The organism is Arthrobacter sp. ZGTC412 (assembly GCF_002929215.1).
GTDB lineage: Bacteria > Actinomycetota > Actinomycetes > Actinomycetales > Micrococcaceae > Arthrobacter.
The window spans coordinates 84,575-98,490 of record NZ_PJII01000014.1 but is presented as its reverse complement, the minus strand read 5'-3'; the positions used below and the strand labels follow the sequence as shown (position 1 = coordinate 98,490).

The following is a 13,916-nucleotide window of genomic DNA, read 5'->3' as shown; positions in this document are numbered from 1 at the left end:
ATGAACAAGACACTCCGCTTTATGGCTGTTCCCACCCTTGCTTTGGCCGCCCTCGCCGCTTCCGGGTCACCGGCCCTGGCGCACGACGGCTCAGACCACTACCAGTCCACGCTGAACCAGCTCAATGGCAGCGCCGGCTCGGGCACCATCACCGTTGACGTCACCGGCAACCAGGCCCATGTGGTCCTGAACGTTTCGGGGATGCCCACAACGTTCATGGACGCCCCGTACCCGCACGTTCAGCACATCCACGGCGGAGCCCAGGGCGTCTGCCCGGACCCCTCAGCCGATAAGGACGGGGACCAGGTTATTTCCACCACCGAGGGCGCGCCGTCCTACGGCGGCATCGTCACCACTCTCTCCACCAGCGGCGACACCAGCCCCGCCGCAGGCCTTGATCTCAAGGTCGGCGGCCAGGGTGCTGCCTACACCGTTGACCGCACGTTCGAGCTGAACGCCGAAACCAAAGCGGCCCTGGCAGCCGGCACCGCAGTGGTTGTGGTTCACGGCCTTGACCCCGCCACCCTCAGCGCTGCAGGCCAGGCTGCCAAGAGCGACCTCGCTCCGACCCTTCCGCTCGCCGCCACCTCCCCCGCCCTGTGCGGAACCTTGACGGCCGGACAGATGCAGATGCCTGCAGGCGGCGCTGACACCGGCATCGCCACCGAAACCGGCACCGGAGCCCTCGCCATCGGTTCCGGCCTGGCTCTCGTCGCCCTCGCCGGCGGAGCCTACGTGGTCCGCCGGCGCACCGCCGGCGCAGCAGCCTAGGTCAAAGCTGAGCGGATCAATACAGTGACAAAAAAGAACCCCGGCCACCGCGGAGGTATCGGGGCCTCCACGGCGGCCGGGGTTCTGCTCCTGCTGACCCTGAGCGGCTGTGGCGCCGGTGACACCGGAACGTCCGACGCCGGCTCCCCGCCCGCTTCCTCCGTATCTTCTGCGGCGGCCACCTCTTCCGCGGTGCCGGCACCTCCGGCGTCGGGTCCGGCTGCCGCTGCACCTGCCGCCGCAGAGCCCGCCGTCCTGTCCCGGTCCGAGCCCGTTAACCTGGAAATCCCCGCCATCGGCGTCCGGACCGAGCTCCTGAAACTTGGCCTCCGGGAGAACGGATCGCTCCAAGTGCCGCAGGACGACGGCGACGGCGCCCCTGCCAGCTGGTACAACGGCTCCCCCACGCCCGGCGAACGCGGACCATCCGTCATGCTGGGCCACGTGAATTCGCCCAACGGCCGCGGTGGTGTCTTCGCGAACCTCCGCAAGCTCGCCCCCGGGATGGAAATCGCCGTGTCCCGTGCTGACGGAAGTACCGCTGTATTCACCGTTGACCGCGGAGCCCTGTACAGCAAGGACAGCTTTCCCACCCTCGAGGTCTACGGCAACACGGCCGGCTCTGAACTCCGCCTCATCACGTGCGACGGCTACGATCCCGCCACCGGGCTTTTCGACGACAACTACGTCATTTACGCGAAGCTCAAACCCTGACCCAACCGCGAACGTAACAAGCGGCCGTAATCCCTGCACGGGAGCGGCCAGGACGGAAGAGCCGTGAATAATCGCGCTCCACTGCTGGCGACTCTGGCGCTCTCGTCCCTGCTGCTCTCTGGCTGCGCTGCAGCGGTGGGATCCGTGGGTACGGTTCCCACACCGCCGTCGGGCGCTGCTTCCGCTGCATCCTCGCCATCAGCCGGGCACAACGGCGGACATCACGACGGCGGCGCCTCCTCCCCCCGTGCCTCCACGGACGGGCCCACCGAAGCCGCCAAGATGGTATGCGGGGACCAGCCGATGGACCGGCTCACGTCGATCCTCGACCTGAGGCAGGACCCACACACGGTGAACACCTGGGCCGACAGCACTTTCACCTGCACCTACCACCTGGACGAAGGTGATCTGGCAATTTCGGTTCAGGACGCCGGAACCAAAGTGGCCGCGTTGAAATATTTCAATGCCAAGCAGGCTTTGGCGACGGATGCGAAGGCCATCGGAGGTCTCGCGAATTTGGGGTTTCCCGCTTACGAGACGGCGGACGGTTCAGCGGTGTTCCAGAAGGACAGTTTTGTGCTCCAGGTGGACGCCTCAGACCTGCCGGAAAACATGGGGCCGGACGGCATCACACGCAACGCTCTGGCCTACCAGCTGTCCACGACCATTCTTGCGTGCTGGGTGGAGCATCCCTAGGACGTAGCCCTACCCGGCCCGCCGCCCGGCGCTTCCCTGCGACCTGCTGTCGTGGGCGATGGCTTTGACGGCGGCGTCGAGGTAGACGCCTGTGGCTGAAGAATTTGCAAGTTGCACCAGCTCGGCTGCCACCACCACCAGCTTGACGTTGCGGTGGCTGCTGGTGCTGACCAGCACTTGGAAGGCGTCGTCTGAACCCAATTTAAGCTGGCCCATCAGGATTCCCCGCGCCTGGTCGATGACGCTGCGGGTAGAGGTCGCTCCCCTTACCGCTTCGCGGGTTTTCTCCTCGGTTTCGCGCTGGAGCGTGGAGGTGAGGTCAATCATCACCCCTTCCAGGGCGGTGACTTTCCCGGCGTCGCCCACGATGGCCTCGCCGGAGGTCAGCACCCGCCGTGTCCGGCCGCGGGAGTCGATAATCCGGTGGTACATGCAGAAGTAGCCTCCGGCCCTGGCAACCTGCGCCAGGATTTCCTCGCATCGCGGCTTGTCCTCCGGGTGCTTGTGTGAGAACAGCAACTCCAGGGTGGGCACCACTTCGCCGCGCTCATAGCCGTGCAGCTGGAACATGCCGTCCGACCATTGTACCTTCCAGCCGTCCACATCCACATGGAACGTACCCGCCACGCACTGGTTGTCCCCTAAAGCACTTGAGTACGTGTAGGGGCCGGTCAATTCAGCCAAAGAGCCACCTCCGGTCCATCTTCCAGCCCTGCACGCGCGGGCAAAGGCGTCATTGCCTTTCATCCAAGTATGGCCAAAATGCGGCACCTCGGATAGGCCGGCGGCTCCCGCTGTGCTTCATAAAACGGGATCAGGGAGAGCACGGCCTCTTGACTTGGATACCCCCTGGGGGTATATTTTCGGTGTTGTCAGTGAAGTGGCATGTCCCGGCAGGTGCCCCGCACCGCCTTTTACAGCCGTTCAACCCCAGCGCCCATTGATCCTTCACCAAGGAATGGAAACTGACATGCCTGAGATCGAAAATCGCACCACCCTCCCCCTGGCCTCCGCTGCCGGCTGCAGCTGCTGCCCGCCGTCGGCCAAGGCAGGCGAGGTACTACCCGCCGTCGTAATTCCCGACGTCACAACGTCCGACGTCGGCACCCACTCCCAGACGCTCTCTCACCTTTTGCACTAAATCGGGCAACCCTCTCTCACCTTTCGCGCCGGGCTCCAATGCCGCGGCCGTCCTCCAAGGAGGAACCTATGCAGGACCATCAGCACCAACACAACACGCACCATCACGACGACGAAAGCTCGCCAGGTGCCACCCTCACCGAAGCGGGGGCTGCTTTGGCCGCGCAGCACACGCATCACGACGACGACCATGCCGTCCACGCCCATGGGCAGCACGCCGGACACAGCACGGCCATGTTCAGGAACAGGTTCTGGCTCACGCTGGCGCTGTCTGCTCCGGTGGTCTACTTCAGCCCCATGGTGGGCCACATCCTCGGCTACATGGCCCCGATGTTCCCCGGCTCCACCTGGATCCCGCCCGTCCTGGGCACGGTGATCTTCCTCTACGGCGGCCAGCCGTTCCTCAAGGGCGGGCTGCAGGAGCTGAAGAACCGCCGGCCGGGAATGATGCTCCTCATCGCCATGGCCATCACGGTGGCGTTCGCGGCGTCCTGGGTCACCAGCCTCGGCCTGGGCGGTTTCGACCTGGACTTCTGGTGGGAATTGGCCCTCCTGGTGGCCATCATGCTGCTGGGCCACTGGATCGAGATGCGGGCGCTGGGTTCCGCGCGGGGCGCACTCGATGCCCTCGCCGCCCTGCTCCCCGATGAAGCCGAGCGCATCACGGACAGCGGAACCGAAACCGTGCCCGTCGCCGAACTCCGCCCCGCAGACCTGGTCCTGGTGCGCTCCGGTGCCCGCATGCCGGCCGACGGCACGGTAGTGGAAGGGCAGGCCGAGTTCGACGAGTCGATGATCACCGGCGAATCCAAGACGGTACTGCGGGGCCCCGGCGATGCCGTGGTGGCTGGAACGGTCGCCACGGACAACAGCGTCCGGGTCCGGGTGGATGCGGTGGGCGACGACACTGCTTTAGCCGGCATCCAGCGCCTGGTGGCCGAAGCACAGGCATCCTCGTCGCGGGCGCAGGCCCTGGCCGACCGCGCCGCAGCGTTCCTGTTCTACTTCGCTGCCGGCGCAGGCGTGCTCACCTTTATGGTGTGGACACTTTTGGGCAGTATTCCGGAGGCTGTGACCCGTACTGTCACCGTCCTGGTGATCGCCTGCCCGCACGCGCTGGGTTTGGCAATTCCGCTGGTCATCGCCATCTCCACGGAGCAGGCCGCACGCGCCGGGGTCCTGATCAAGAACCGGATGGCTTTGGAGCGGATGCGCACGGTGGACGTGGTTCTGTTCGACAAGACCGGCACGCTTACTACCGGCGCACCGGAGTTGAAGGACGTGGCGTCAGCACCCGGCGTGGAGGCCGCAGAGTTGCTGGCACTGGCCGCCGCCGTAGAGTCGGACAGTGAGCACCCCGTGGCGCGGGCCATCGTGCGCGCAGCCAGGGAGCGGAACCTGCCGCTGCCCGCCGTCGCTGGGTTCAGTTCCCTTACCGGCCGCGGCGTCAGGGCTTCCGTCGACGGCCGCACGGTGCACGTAGGCGGGCCCGCGCTCCTGCGCGAGCTCGGCGCCGTCGAACCTCTTGCCCTGGCAGGCACGACCCGCGGCTGGATGGAGCGCGGCGCCGCAGTCCTGCACGTTATCGACGCCGACGGGCGCGTGCTGGGGGCTGTCAGCCTTGAGGACACGGTGCGGGCAGAGTCGCGCCAGGCGGTTGCCGCCCTGCAGGACCGCGGCGTGAAGGTGGGCATGATCACCGGCGACGCCCGGCAGGTGGCGCAGGCTGTGGCTGCCGACCTGCATATTGACGAGGTGTTCGCCGAGGTCCTGCCGGCGGACAAGGACAAGAAGGTGGCTGAGCTGCAGGCGCGCGGCCTGAAGGTGGCCATGGTGGGCGACGGCGTCAACGACTCGCCCGCGCTGGCCCGCGCCGAGGTGGGCATCGCGATTGGTGCAGGCACGGACGTTGCCATGGAATCGGCCGGTGTGGTGCTTGCAGGAAACGACCCGCGCGCCGTGCTGTCCATGGTGGACCTGTCCCGGGCCAGCTACCGCAAGATGTGGCAGAACCTGGTGTGGGCCACGGGCTACAACATCCTGTCCGTGCCGCTGGCGGCCGGTGTACTGGCTTTCGCCGGCGTGGTGCTTTCACCCGCCGCCGGCGCCGTGCTGATGTCCGCGTCCACTATCGTGGTGGCTTTGAACGCCCAGCTGCTGCGCCGGCTGAAGCTCAACCCGTCCGAAGTACGTTGACGTCTGCCCGCTGCCCCACGCCACCACTGGCCCAGTTCAACTACTTCCCTGAAGGACAAACCATGAATACCAAGATCAAAACGCTTACCCTCGCTGCGACCCTCGCAGCCTCGCTCGGCCTGGCCGGGTGCGCCGCGGACTCCGGAAACAACATGCCGATGAACCATGGCAGCTCCGGCCCCGTGTCCAGCATGATGCCAGATGCCAATGCCGACCATAACCAGGCTGACATCATGTTTTCCCAGATGATGATTCCGCACCATGATCAGGCCGTGGAGATGAGTGACATCATCCTTGCCAAGCCCGATATCCCTGCGGAGGTCACCGCCTTGGCCACCAGGATCAAGGATGCGCAGGCACCGGAAATCGAAACAATGGCCCTGTGGCTCAAGAGCTGGAATGTGCCCACCATGATGTCGGACCACTCCGGCCACGGCATGTCCGGCATGGTAGACGCCGACGGCATTAACAAGCTCAAGGCTGCGCAGGGAGCGGACGCTGTCCGGCTCTTCCTTGGGCAGATGATCGGGCATCACGAAGGCGCCATCGCCATGGCCCAGGAGGAGATCGGTGCGGGCAAGCACCCCGGAACCGTCCAGCTCTCCCGCGACATCGTCTCGGCCCAGAAAGCGGAGATCGCCGAGATTAAGCAACTCCTGGCTACCCTTTGATTCCGCCGTTGACGTGTTCGGGCCGGACTCCAATCCCAACGAAACGGGCTGTGACCGGACGCAGCAGCGGCGAGGCGGCCCGTAGAAGCACCACGAGCCAGCGGGGCGCGATGCGGCGGCCGGCGGTGGCCCTGGCCAGCGCCTTGTGTCCGTTGCGCTGAAGCCTTTGCATGATCCGCACGGGCGTCTCGCGTCTCCGTTGTACGCCCGCGAGTTTTTCAGTAGCGACCGCTCCCGTTGCGAGGTCCTCCGCGATCGCGTTGGACAGGGCGACGGCGTCCTGAATCGCGAAGTTCACACCGACGCCGAACATCGGGGACATCGCATGGGCAGCGTCTCCGATGGCAATGAATCCGGGACGGTACCAGCGTCGGAGCCGGTTGATCTGGACTGACAGGATCCTAATTTGGTCCCAGTCCACCAGGGTGCTGACTACCGGGTGGAGAAAGGGCGCAGCGGCGGTGATGCGCGTTTGAAGGGCGCCGATCCCCGCAGCTCGAAGGTCGTCGAAGCCGCCTTTCGGGATGACCATGCCCGACTGGTACCTGTCACCACGGTCAATAGTGAGGACCATCCCTTGCGCCGAGATGTATCCGAGGGTTGGGGGCGGAGGGTCCGGCGGCTTCGGCAGGTTGAACCACAGCACGTCAATCGGCACGCCGAAATCCTCGGGATCCATCCCCGCAGCCGCGCGCAGGACCGAAGCGCGTCCGTCGGCAGCGACGGTGAGCGTCGCGCGGATCTCCAGTCCGCCGTCGGACGTGCCGGTGCGGACCCCGCACACCCGGCCCTCTTCTATGATGAGGCCGGTGGCTTCGGTGAGCATGCGCAGCTCGAAGGTGGGGAATGCCGACGCCTCGCGGGCAAGGAAGTTCAGGAAGTCCCACTGCGGCGCGAAGACGAGGAAGTTGTCGGGACGCGGAAGGGTGGCAAAGTCGACAATGGTGATGCGCTGGCCGTCCACCACTGCGTCCAGCGTGGATAACCTCGTCAGGGGCAGTTCAAGGAACCTTTCCCGCAGCCCGAGCTCCCCCAGCAGGGTCACAGTGGATGGATGCACGGTGTCACCGCGGAAGTCGCGCAGGAAGTCCCCGTGCTTCTCCAGCACGGTCACACGCAGGCCGCGGCGCGCAAGCAGGTACCCGAGCACCATCCCTGCCGGGCCGCCGCCGGCAATTACGCAGTCCCGTTCGATAGGGCTCTCCACAGTCATATCATCGTGCCCCTTTGGGAAAGGTGATAGAGCCTTCCCCAAAAACCCGCGGAAGGTGATAGAGCGTGCGGGGTGGGGCGGCCGCCATCGGGCCCTGGCGTGTTAAGTTGAAAAGCACGGACGCACCGGCTGGAAAGAGAAATCTCCCTTGGACTCACCCGCACCAGTAAGAATCCTGACCGTCTGCACGGGCAACATCTGCCGGTCCCCCGTGGCCGAACGGCTGCTGCAGGCGGGGCTCAACCAGGTGCTGCCGGGCGGTTTCGAGGTGGCCAGTGCAGGGACGCGGGCCATGGTGGGCGACCCCATGCAGCCGATCTCCGCGGACATCGTGAGCACGTTCGGCGGTGACCCCGAGAACTTCGCCGCCCGCCAACTGACGCCAAAAATCCTGCGCGGCGTGGACCTGGTGCTCACCATGACCTCCGGCCACCGCGGTGAAGTCCTGCAGCTGGACGCCTCCTTCCTCAAACGGACCTTCACCATCCGCGAATTCGCCCGGATGCTTGACGTCCTGGACGAGCGGGCTGCCGCTTCCGAAAGCAAGGAACCTGCGGCAGGAGCGTCCCACGACGGCGATCCGCTGGCAGCCAACCAAACTTTCTGGCGGGGCTTGCCGGCGAGGGCTGCCGCGGTGCGGCACCTTACGCTGCCTGCTGACTCGTCCGAAAACGACATAATCGACCCCTACCGCCGGGCGCCCGAGGTGTACCGGCAGATGGAGGACGAACTCGCGCCCGCGATCGTGTCCATCCTGCGCCACGCACGCCTCAACGCTCCCGCTCGCGGGACACGTGCGGGGTCGCTGTAGCAGCGGCACGACGGGCCCGGCACCTCGCAAACGCATTCGACTGCGGCTCGCCGGTGACAGTTTGGATACGTCTGTAGCCAGGGAGGGCCCGGCAGGTGGACACTGATCCCACCATCCCCACAATGAGGTGAGGCACAGTGAGCACGCCAGGCGGTTTTGAACCCGGCACCAGCCCCTCCGGCCCCCACCCGCGCAGTCTTGGTTGGGTGGCACACGGGCGGCGGCGCTGGATTGCGGCACTGCTGGCGCTGGTCCTCGTGGCGGTTGGCGTCGTCGCGGTCCACAGCCTCGACCGCGCGGGCAGAGAGGCCGCTCAGCCTGCTGCAACGCAAAGCGAAACCCCCACGCCCTCGCCCACGCCCACGCCCACTGAAACACCTTCCAAAACTGCGCCGCCGGTTCCGCCTCCTCCACCCATTCCGCAACACCCTGCCGTTGCCATGAACGTGCTGGTCATCGGCAGCGACATGCGCGGCATCGCTAAAGACGCGGCAGCCCACACGGATGCCACCGGCAAACCCATGGACCAGCGTTCAGACGTGCTGATGCTGGTCCACGTCCCGGCTCACCGCCGGTCCCTGTACATCGTGTCCATGAACAGGGACATGTGGGTGGACATCCCCGGCTTCGGTGGAGGGAAGATCAACGCAGGGCTGCAGTACGGCGGTATCGACATGACCACCCAGACGGTGCAGCAGTTGTTCGGTATCACCATCGACCACACCCTGATGCTGGACTTCGGCGGTTTCAAGCTTCTGGTGGACGGGCTGGGCGGCATTGACGTCAACGTCCCGGTCCCGTTTCAGTCCACGCACGATACCGGGCATGTCTTCGGTCCCGGCGTAAACCACCTGAACGGCCAGGCTGCGCTGGAATTCTCCCGGGAGCGGTACGCGTTCGTCGACGGCGACTTGCAGCGGGTGCGCAACCAGCAGATCCTGCTCCGCGCTGTCCTCGCCCGCCTCACTGCCGCCCGTGCCCTCAACGACGTCACAGCCGTGCGGAGCCTGGTGAACTTCGCCTCCTGCTGCCTCACCGTGAACAAGGGCTTCAACCCGGTACAGGCCGCCATCCTCGCCTACAGCCTGCGCAACCTTAACGCGAAAGCGATCGGCACCATGACCCTGCCAACGGCCGGACCCGGATTCATTGCCGGCCAGTCCGTGCTGCTCCCCGATTACGGCGCCATTGCTGCTGTGGGGGCCGCCCTGCGGGAGGGACGCATTGGGGAGCTCGCGGTGCCGTAGGCCCGCTGTTCAGCCCGGGCTTACCCTTCGTTCACCGCAGGGAAACAGTCCGTGCGCCGGGTGCCGGAAGGCTGGCACCATGACTGACATTTCTCGCCGCACCATCGTCAAGGGATCCGTCCTCGCGGCCGCGCTGGCCGCCACACCCGCAACCGCGCAGGCCACGGCCGGCCGCGAGCCTGCCGGTATTCCACTGGTGCGCAACCGGCTCACCCTCCCCAGCGGCCTCGCCACCGGCGACGTTACCTCCGACTCCGCCGTGCTGTGGTCCCGCGCTTCGGGCGCGGGCCGCATGACAGCGGTGCTGCGGGCGGTCGACGACGGCGGCGAGGTGCTGCGCGGCCGCGGCTCCTTCGAACGCACCCTCCGCGGGCCGCGCGCCACCCAGGCCTCCGACTTCACTGCGAAGATCCACGCCGGGAACCTGCCGTCCAACACCCGCTTTGCGCTGGAGATCAGCTTCGAGGACGACGGCGGCGCGGCCGGCGAGGCGGTCCGCGGCACCTTCCGCACGGCCCCCGACACCGGGACGGTCAACGGCAAGGGCCGCACCGGCAACACGAGCGCCAGAGGTGGTCTGCCGGCGTCGTCCGCGCAAAGCTTTGTATGGACCGGCGACACGGCCGGGCAGGGCTGGGGCATCAACGAGGAGATCGGCGGGATGCGCGGATACCGGGCCATGCACCAGACCCGGCCGGACTTCTTCATCCACTCCGGCGACACCGTGTACGCCGACGGCCCACTCGCAGAGACCGTGGTGGAGAAGGACGGGCAGGTGTGGCGGAACCTCGTCACTGAGGAGGTGTCGAAGGTGGCCGAAACCCTCACTGAATTCCGCGGCAGGCACCGGTACAACTCCTTGGACGCCAACATGCGCGCCATGTTCGCGGACGTCCCGGTGATTGCCAATTGGGACGACCACGAGACCACCAACAACTGGTACCCCAACGAAATCCTGGACGATCCCCGGTACACCGTCCGCGACGTCAACACCCTCGCGGCGCGCGGCCGGCAGGCGTGGCAGGAGAACATGCCGATCGCGGAGTCGGCAGCGCTGTGGCGGCCGGGGACGTTCGACGACGCCGGCCAGTACCAGCCAGCGCGCATCTACCGGAAGATCAGCCGCGGGCCGCAGCTGGACATCTTCTGCCTGGACATGCGCACGTTCAAGTCGCCGAACACCGACGGCAAGGAAGCCTACACAACGTCCATCCTGGGCCAGGAGCAGGTGGACTGGCTCATCCGCGAGGTTTCAATGTCAAAGGCGACGTGGAAGGTAATCGCCGCCGACCTGCCGCTGGGCATCATCGTGCCCGACGGCGCCGTGAACCAGGAGAGCCTGGCAAACCGCGACGCCGGTGCACCGCTGGGGCGCGAGCTCGAGATCGCCGGGGTACTGAGTGCGTTCAAGCGCAACCGGGTTAAAAACGTGGTCTGGCTGACGGCCGATGTGCACTACTGCGCCGCCCACCACTACTCCCCCGAGCGCGCCGCCTTCACCGACTTCAACCCGTTCTGGGAATTCGTGGCCGGGCCCATCGCTGCGGGTTCCTTTGGTCCCAACGATATGGACGGCACGTTTGGCCCCGAGGTGGTCTTCTCCAAGGCCGGGCGCTTCCCCGGTGAATCACCGCGCGACGGCGAAAACCAGTTCTTCGGGCACGTCCAGCTGGGTGAGGACAACAGCTTCACCGCCAGCCTCCGGAACGCGAATGGCACCACGGTGTTCTCCAAGGTGCTGACGCCGGAGCGGTAGGAGCTGGCTCCCGGGAGCCTCCCGCCGTCGCCCGATTACTTTTCCTCGTTTATTTTCCCTTAGCCATGGGTACGCCGCTGGTAATGTTCCTGCATTCGGCAAGGCACACGGACGGGGTGATTCTTTGTGAAAGAGGACGGACTGACAGAGGCTGTCCAGGAAGCCGGGGCGGTGGAGCTGATCCTGATCCGCCACGGTGAGAGCGAAGGCAACGTGGCGGCCACGGATGCGCGGCTGGCAGGGGCTGAGGTCATCGAGGTACCGGCCCGGGATGCGGACGTGAACTTGTCCGGGACCGGGCAGGACCAGGCAAAGGCTTTGGGCGCCGCACTGGCACGGATCGCCGAGAACCTCCGGCCGGACGCCGTGGTTTCCTCGCCTTACGCCCGCGCCCGCCAGACGGCCGAGATCGCCACTGAGGCGGCAGGCTGGCCGGTCAAGGTGCGGACCGATGAACGCCTGCGCGACCGGGAACTCGGCATCCTGGACAGGTTGACGCGCCGCGGTGTTGAAAACCGCTTCCCGGAAGAGGCCGAGCGCCGCGAGTGGCTGGGCAAGATGTACTACCGGCCCCCGGGCGGCGAATCGTGGGCTGACGTGGCACTGCGGCTGCGATCCGTCCTGGATGAACTTAACAACCTCAGCACCGGGCACCGGGTGATGCTGGTCTGCCACGACGCCGTGATCCTGCTGTTCCGCTACGTGTTGGAGGGCATGACCGAGCGGGAGCTCCTGGACCTCGCAGCGAGCACGTCGGTCCTTAACGCCTCCCTGACCCGTTACGTGCGGCCGTCCGGCGAGGGGCCGTGGACCCTGGAAAGCTTCAACGTGGCAGACCACCTCACCGAGCAGGGTGTAACGGTCACCGAACATGCAGGAGATGCCAGTGTCCACCCAAAGTGATTCCGTAACTGCCGCTGCTTCCCCGACCCTTGTGACGCCGTCGCTGTTGCGCGACTGGCCGCTGCCGGCCCCCGGCGCGGACAAGTACTCGCGCGGCTCGGTGCTGGTGATAGGTGGGGCGCGCGCCACGCCCGGCGCGGCACTGCTGGCCGGTACCGCTGCGTTGCGGGCCGGCGCCGGAAAGCTCACGCTTGCCGTGGCGGAGTCTGTCGCGATGCAGCTGGGTGTTGCGCTGCCCGAATGCGGGGCCATGGGGCTGCCCGAAACGGCCGAGGGGTCGGTGACGGGCGAGGGCCTGGACCGGATTTCCTCATACCTCGACCGTGCTGATGCGATCCTGGTGGGCCCCGGGCTCGACGATCTGGACCTCGCCGAGGAGCTGCTGCGGGCACTGCTGGAGCGGGAGTCCGGTTCTGGTGACCCAGGCTCCGGTGACGATAATCCGGGCGATGGTCCCGTCGTCGTACTTGATGCCTATGCCCTGGGCGGCCTGGTGAAGGTGGCGGACCAGCTGGAGCCGTGGAAGGGGCGGCTGATCCTCACACCGAACCCCATGGAGGCAGCTGTCCTGCTGGAGCGCGACGTGGAGGATCTGGCGGCGGATATTGCCGAGATCGCCGACAAGTTCCAGGCTGTGGTGAGCTGCCAGGGCTTCATCGCGCGGCCCTCCGGCGGGGACGCGCCGGAGGAATCGGAACTCTGGAAAATGACCACCGGCTACGGCGGGCTGGGAACCTCCGGCAGCGGGGACGTCCTGGCCGGGGCAATCGCCGGCCTTCGCGCCCGGGGAACCACCAGCGCGCAGGCCGCATGCTGGGGGACCCACCTCCACGCGGCAGCGGCCGACCGGCTTGCCAGCAGGTTGGGCCCCCTCGGGTTCCTTGCCCGCGAACTGGCCGATGAACTGCCGGCCCTGATGCTGGAGCTGAACACCTAAACCACACGGGGCCCTTGGAGCCCAGGCATGGGATGGCCCCCGGCCGAAGCCGGGGACCACCGTATCGGGAAGTGCAGGTCTACCCTGCCAATGCGCGTTAAGCGCTGTGGCGTGCTGAGAATAGCTATCCGCCCAAGAGGCAGTCAACAATCATTACCCGACATCCCGATCCTGCTGGGGACTAAGCAGAAATCTCGTGCTTTGCCCCCTTCGTCTCAACCTCAATCTTACGCGGCTTGGCCTTTTCAGCGACAGGAATCCGCAGGGTCAGAACACCGGCGTCGTAGGACGCCTTCACATTGTCGGTGTCCAGGGTGTCCCCGAGGATCAGTTGGCGGCTGAACACGCCGCGCGGCCGCTCGGACGCGATCAACTCGGTGTCCTTGCCTGCAGGTTCCGGGCGTTCTGCCCGCACCGTAAGGACATTCCGTTCAACATCGAGATCCACTGAGTCCGCTGAAACACCGGGCAGATCAAAGGCGACTACAAAGTCCTGGCCTTCACGCCAGGCGTCCATTGGCATCGCTGCCGGACGCGCTGCCGTGCCGAGGACCTGCTGGGCCAGCCTGTCCAGCTCGCGGAACGGATCGGTTCGCATCAACATGGCTTCCCTCCTCGTAGGAGACGGTCCAACACTGTTTTGGTACCAGCCGATCTGTATTGGCTGATATAGATTTTTTAGCACTGGCCACGTAGGTCTGCAAGCGGTTTTGGAAGAATTTTTTCCCGGTTTTTTGTTGGCGGAAGGCACGCATAAGGGGCCCGCACGGTATGCAAAGGCCCCTTCAGCGCGTTACTGCTGTCCTAGCTTCGGGTTGGGTCGGGACGAAGCGGCGCAGGACCCGGATCCGGCACGGGCAG

Annotated in this window: 14 protein-coding genes; 11 read left to right on the top strand and 3 right to left on the bottom strand. The window is 66.1% G+C overall.

The window, feature by feature from the left end:
* From CXQ88_RS15460 to CXQ88_RS15450, 3 genes are all read left to right on the top strand, one after another.
* On the top strand, positions 1-771 hold the full coding sequence (locus CXQ88_RS15460; protein ID WP_181037555.1) for a CHRD domain-containing protein: 771 nt from the start codon (positions 1-3) through the stop codon (positions 769-771).
* Positions 772-795: 24 nt separating this feature from the next.
* On the top strand, positions 796-1,485 hold the full coding sequence (locus CXQ88_RS15455; protein ID WP_104045028.1) for a class F sortase: 690 nt from the start codon (positions 796-798) through the stop codon (positions 1,483-1,485).
* Between the two features lie 63 nt (positions 1,486-1,548).
* Entirely contained in the window at positions 1,549-2,181 is a 633-nt protein-coding gene (locus tag CXQ88_RS15450) for a hypothetical protein (protein WP_104045027.1), read from the top strand.
* Between the two features lie 9 nt (positions 2,182-2,190).
* Here the strand turns inward: CXQ88_RS15450 and CXQ88_RS15445 are convergent, their stop codons facing one another.
* Positions 2,191-2,865: a PAS and ANTAR domain-containing protein gene (locus CXQ88_RS15445; RefSeq protein WP_104045026.1), complete on the bottom strand. Its 675-nt coding sequence runs from the start codon at positions 2,863-2,865 to the stop codon at positions 2,191-2,193.
* A gap of 286 nt (positions 2,866-3,151) precedes the next feature.
* Between CXQ88_RS15445 and CXQ88_RS21900 the strand changes: the two genes are divergently transcribed.
* The 3 genes from CXQ88_RS21900 to CXQ88_RS15435 all read left to right on the top strand — a co-directional run bounded on the left by CXQ88_RS21900 (position 3,152) and on the right by CXQ88_RS15435 (position 6,188).
* Positions 3,152-3,322, top strand: coding sequence for a hypothetical protein (locus tag CXQ88_RS21900; protein ID WP_181037554.1), 171 nt, complete (start codon positions 3,152-3,154; stop codon positions 3,320-3,322).
* A 68-nt stretch (positions 3,323-3,390) separates the two neighbouring features.
* A complete protein-coding gene (locus CXQ88_RS15440; protein WP_104045025.1) occupies positions 3,391-5,517 on the top strand; it encodes a heavy metal translocating P-type ATPase in 2,127 nt (708 codons plus the stop codon).
* A gap of 62 nt (positions 5,518-5,579) precedes the next feature.
* Positions 5,580-6,188: a DUF305 domain-containing protein gene (locus tag CXQ88_RS15435; RefSeq protein ID WP_104045024.1), complete on the top strand. Its 609-nt coding sequence runs from the start codon at positions 5,580-5,582 to the stop codon at positions 6,186-6,188.
* Here CXQ88_RS15435 and CXQ88_RS15430 read toward each other — a convergent pair.
* Entirely contained in the window at positions 6,178-7,401 is a 1,224-nt protein-coding gene (locus CXQ88_RS15430; RefSeq protein WP_104045023.1) for an FAD-dependent oxidoreductase, read from the bottom strand. The two genes, CXQ88_RS15435 and CXQ88_RS15430, sit on opposite strands and share 11 nt — an antisense overlap.
* A 148-nt stretch (positions 7,402-7,549) precedes the next feature.
* Between CXQ88_RS15430 and CXQ88_RS15425 the strand changes: the two genes are divergently transcribed.
* The 5 genes from CXQ88_RS15425 (at position 7,550) to CXQ88_RS15405 (ending at position 13,055) form a co-directional block, all read left to right on the top strand.
* Positions 7,550-8,212 (top strand): arsenate reductase/protein-tyrosine-phosphatase family protein, encoded by a 663-nt coding sequence (locus CXQ88_RS15425; RefSeq protein WP_104045022.1) that lies wholly within the window; start codon positions 7,550-7,552, stop codon positions 8,210-8,212.
* Between the two features lie 137 nt (positions 8,213-8,349).
* Positions 8,350-9,459 (top strand): LCP family protein, encoded by a 1,110-nt coding sequence (locus tag CXQ88_RS15420; RefSeq protein ID WP_104045021.1) that lies wholly within the window; start codon positions 8,350-8,352, stop codon positions 9,457-9,459.
* A 79-nt stretch (positions 9,460-9,538) separates the two neighbouring features.
* Positions 9,539-11,215, top strand: a complete 1,677-nt coding sequence (locus CXQ88_RS15415) for an alkaline phosphatase D family protein (RefSeq protein ID WP_104045020.1) — start codon at positions 9,539-9,541, stop codon at positions 11,213-11,215.
* Positions 11,216-11,341: 126 nt separating this feature from the next.
* Entirely contained in the window at positions 11,342-12,118 is a 777-nt protein-coding gene (locus CXQ88_RS15410) for a histidine phosphatase family protein (protein WP_104045019.1), read from the top strand.
* Positions 12,096-13,055 (top strand): NAD(P)H-hydrate dehydratase, encoded by a 960-nt coding sequence (locus tag CXQ88_RS15405; RefSeq protein ID WP_181037553.1) that lies wholly within the window; start codon positions 12,096-12,098, stop codon positions 13,053-13,055. Before CXQ88_RS15410 ends, CXQ88_RS15405 begins: the two co-directional genes overlap by 23 nt.
* Before the next feature lie 181 nt (positions 13,056-13,236).
* Here the strand turns inward: CXQ88_RS15405 and CXQ88_RS15400 are convergent, their stop codons facing one another.
* Positions 13,237-13,659 (bottom strand): Hsp20/alpha crystallin family protein, encoded by a 423-nt coding sequence (locus CXQ88_RS15400; protein WP_104045018.1) that lies wholly within the window; start codon positions 13,657-13,659, stop codon positions 13,237-13,239.
* Between the last annotated feature and the right edge of the window lie 257 nt (positions 13,660-13,916).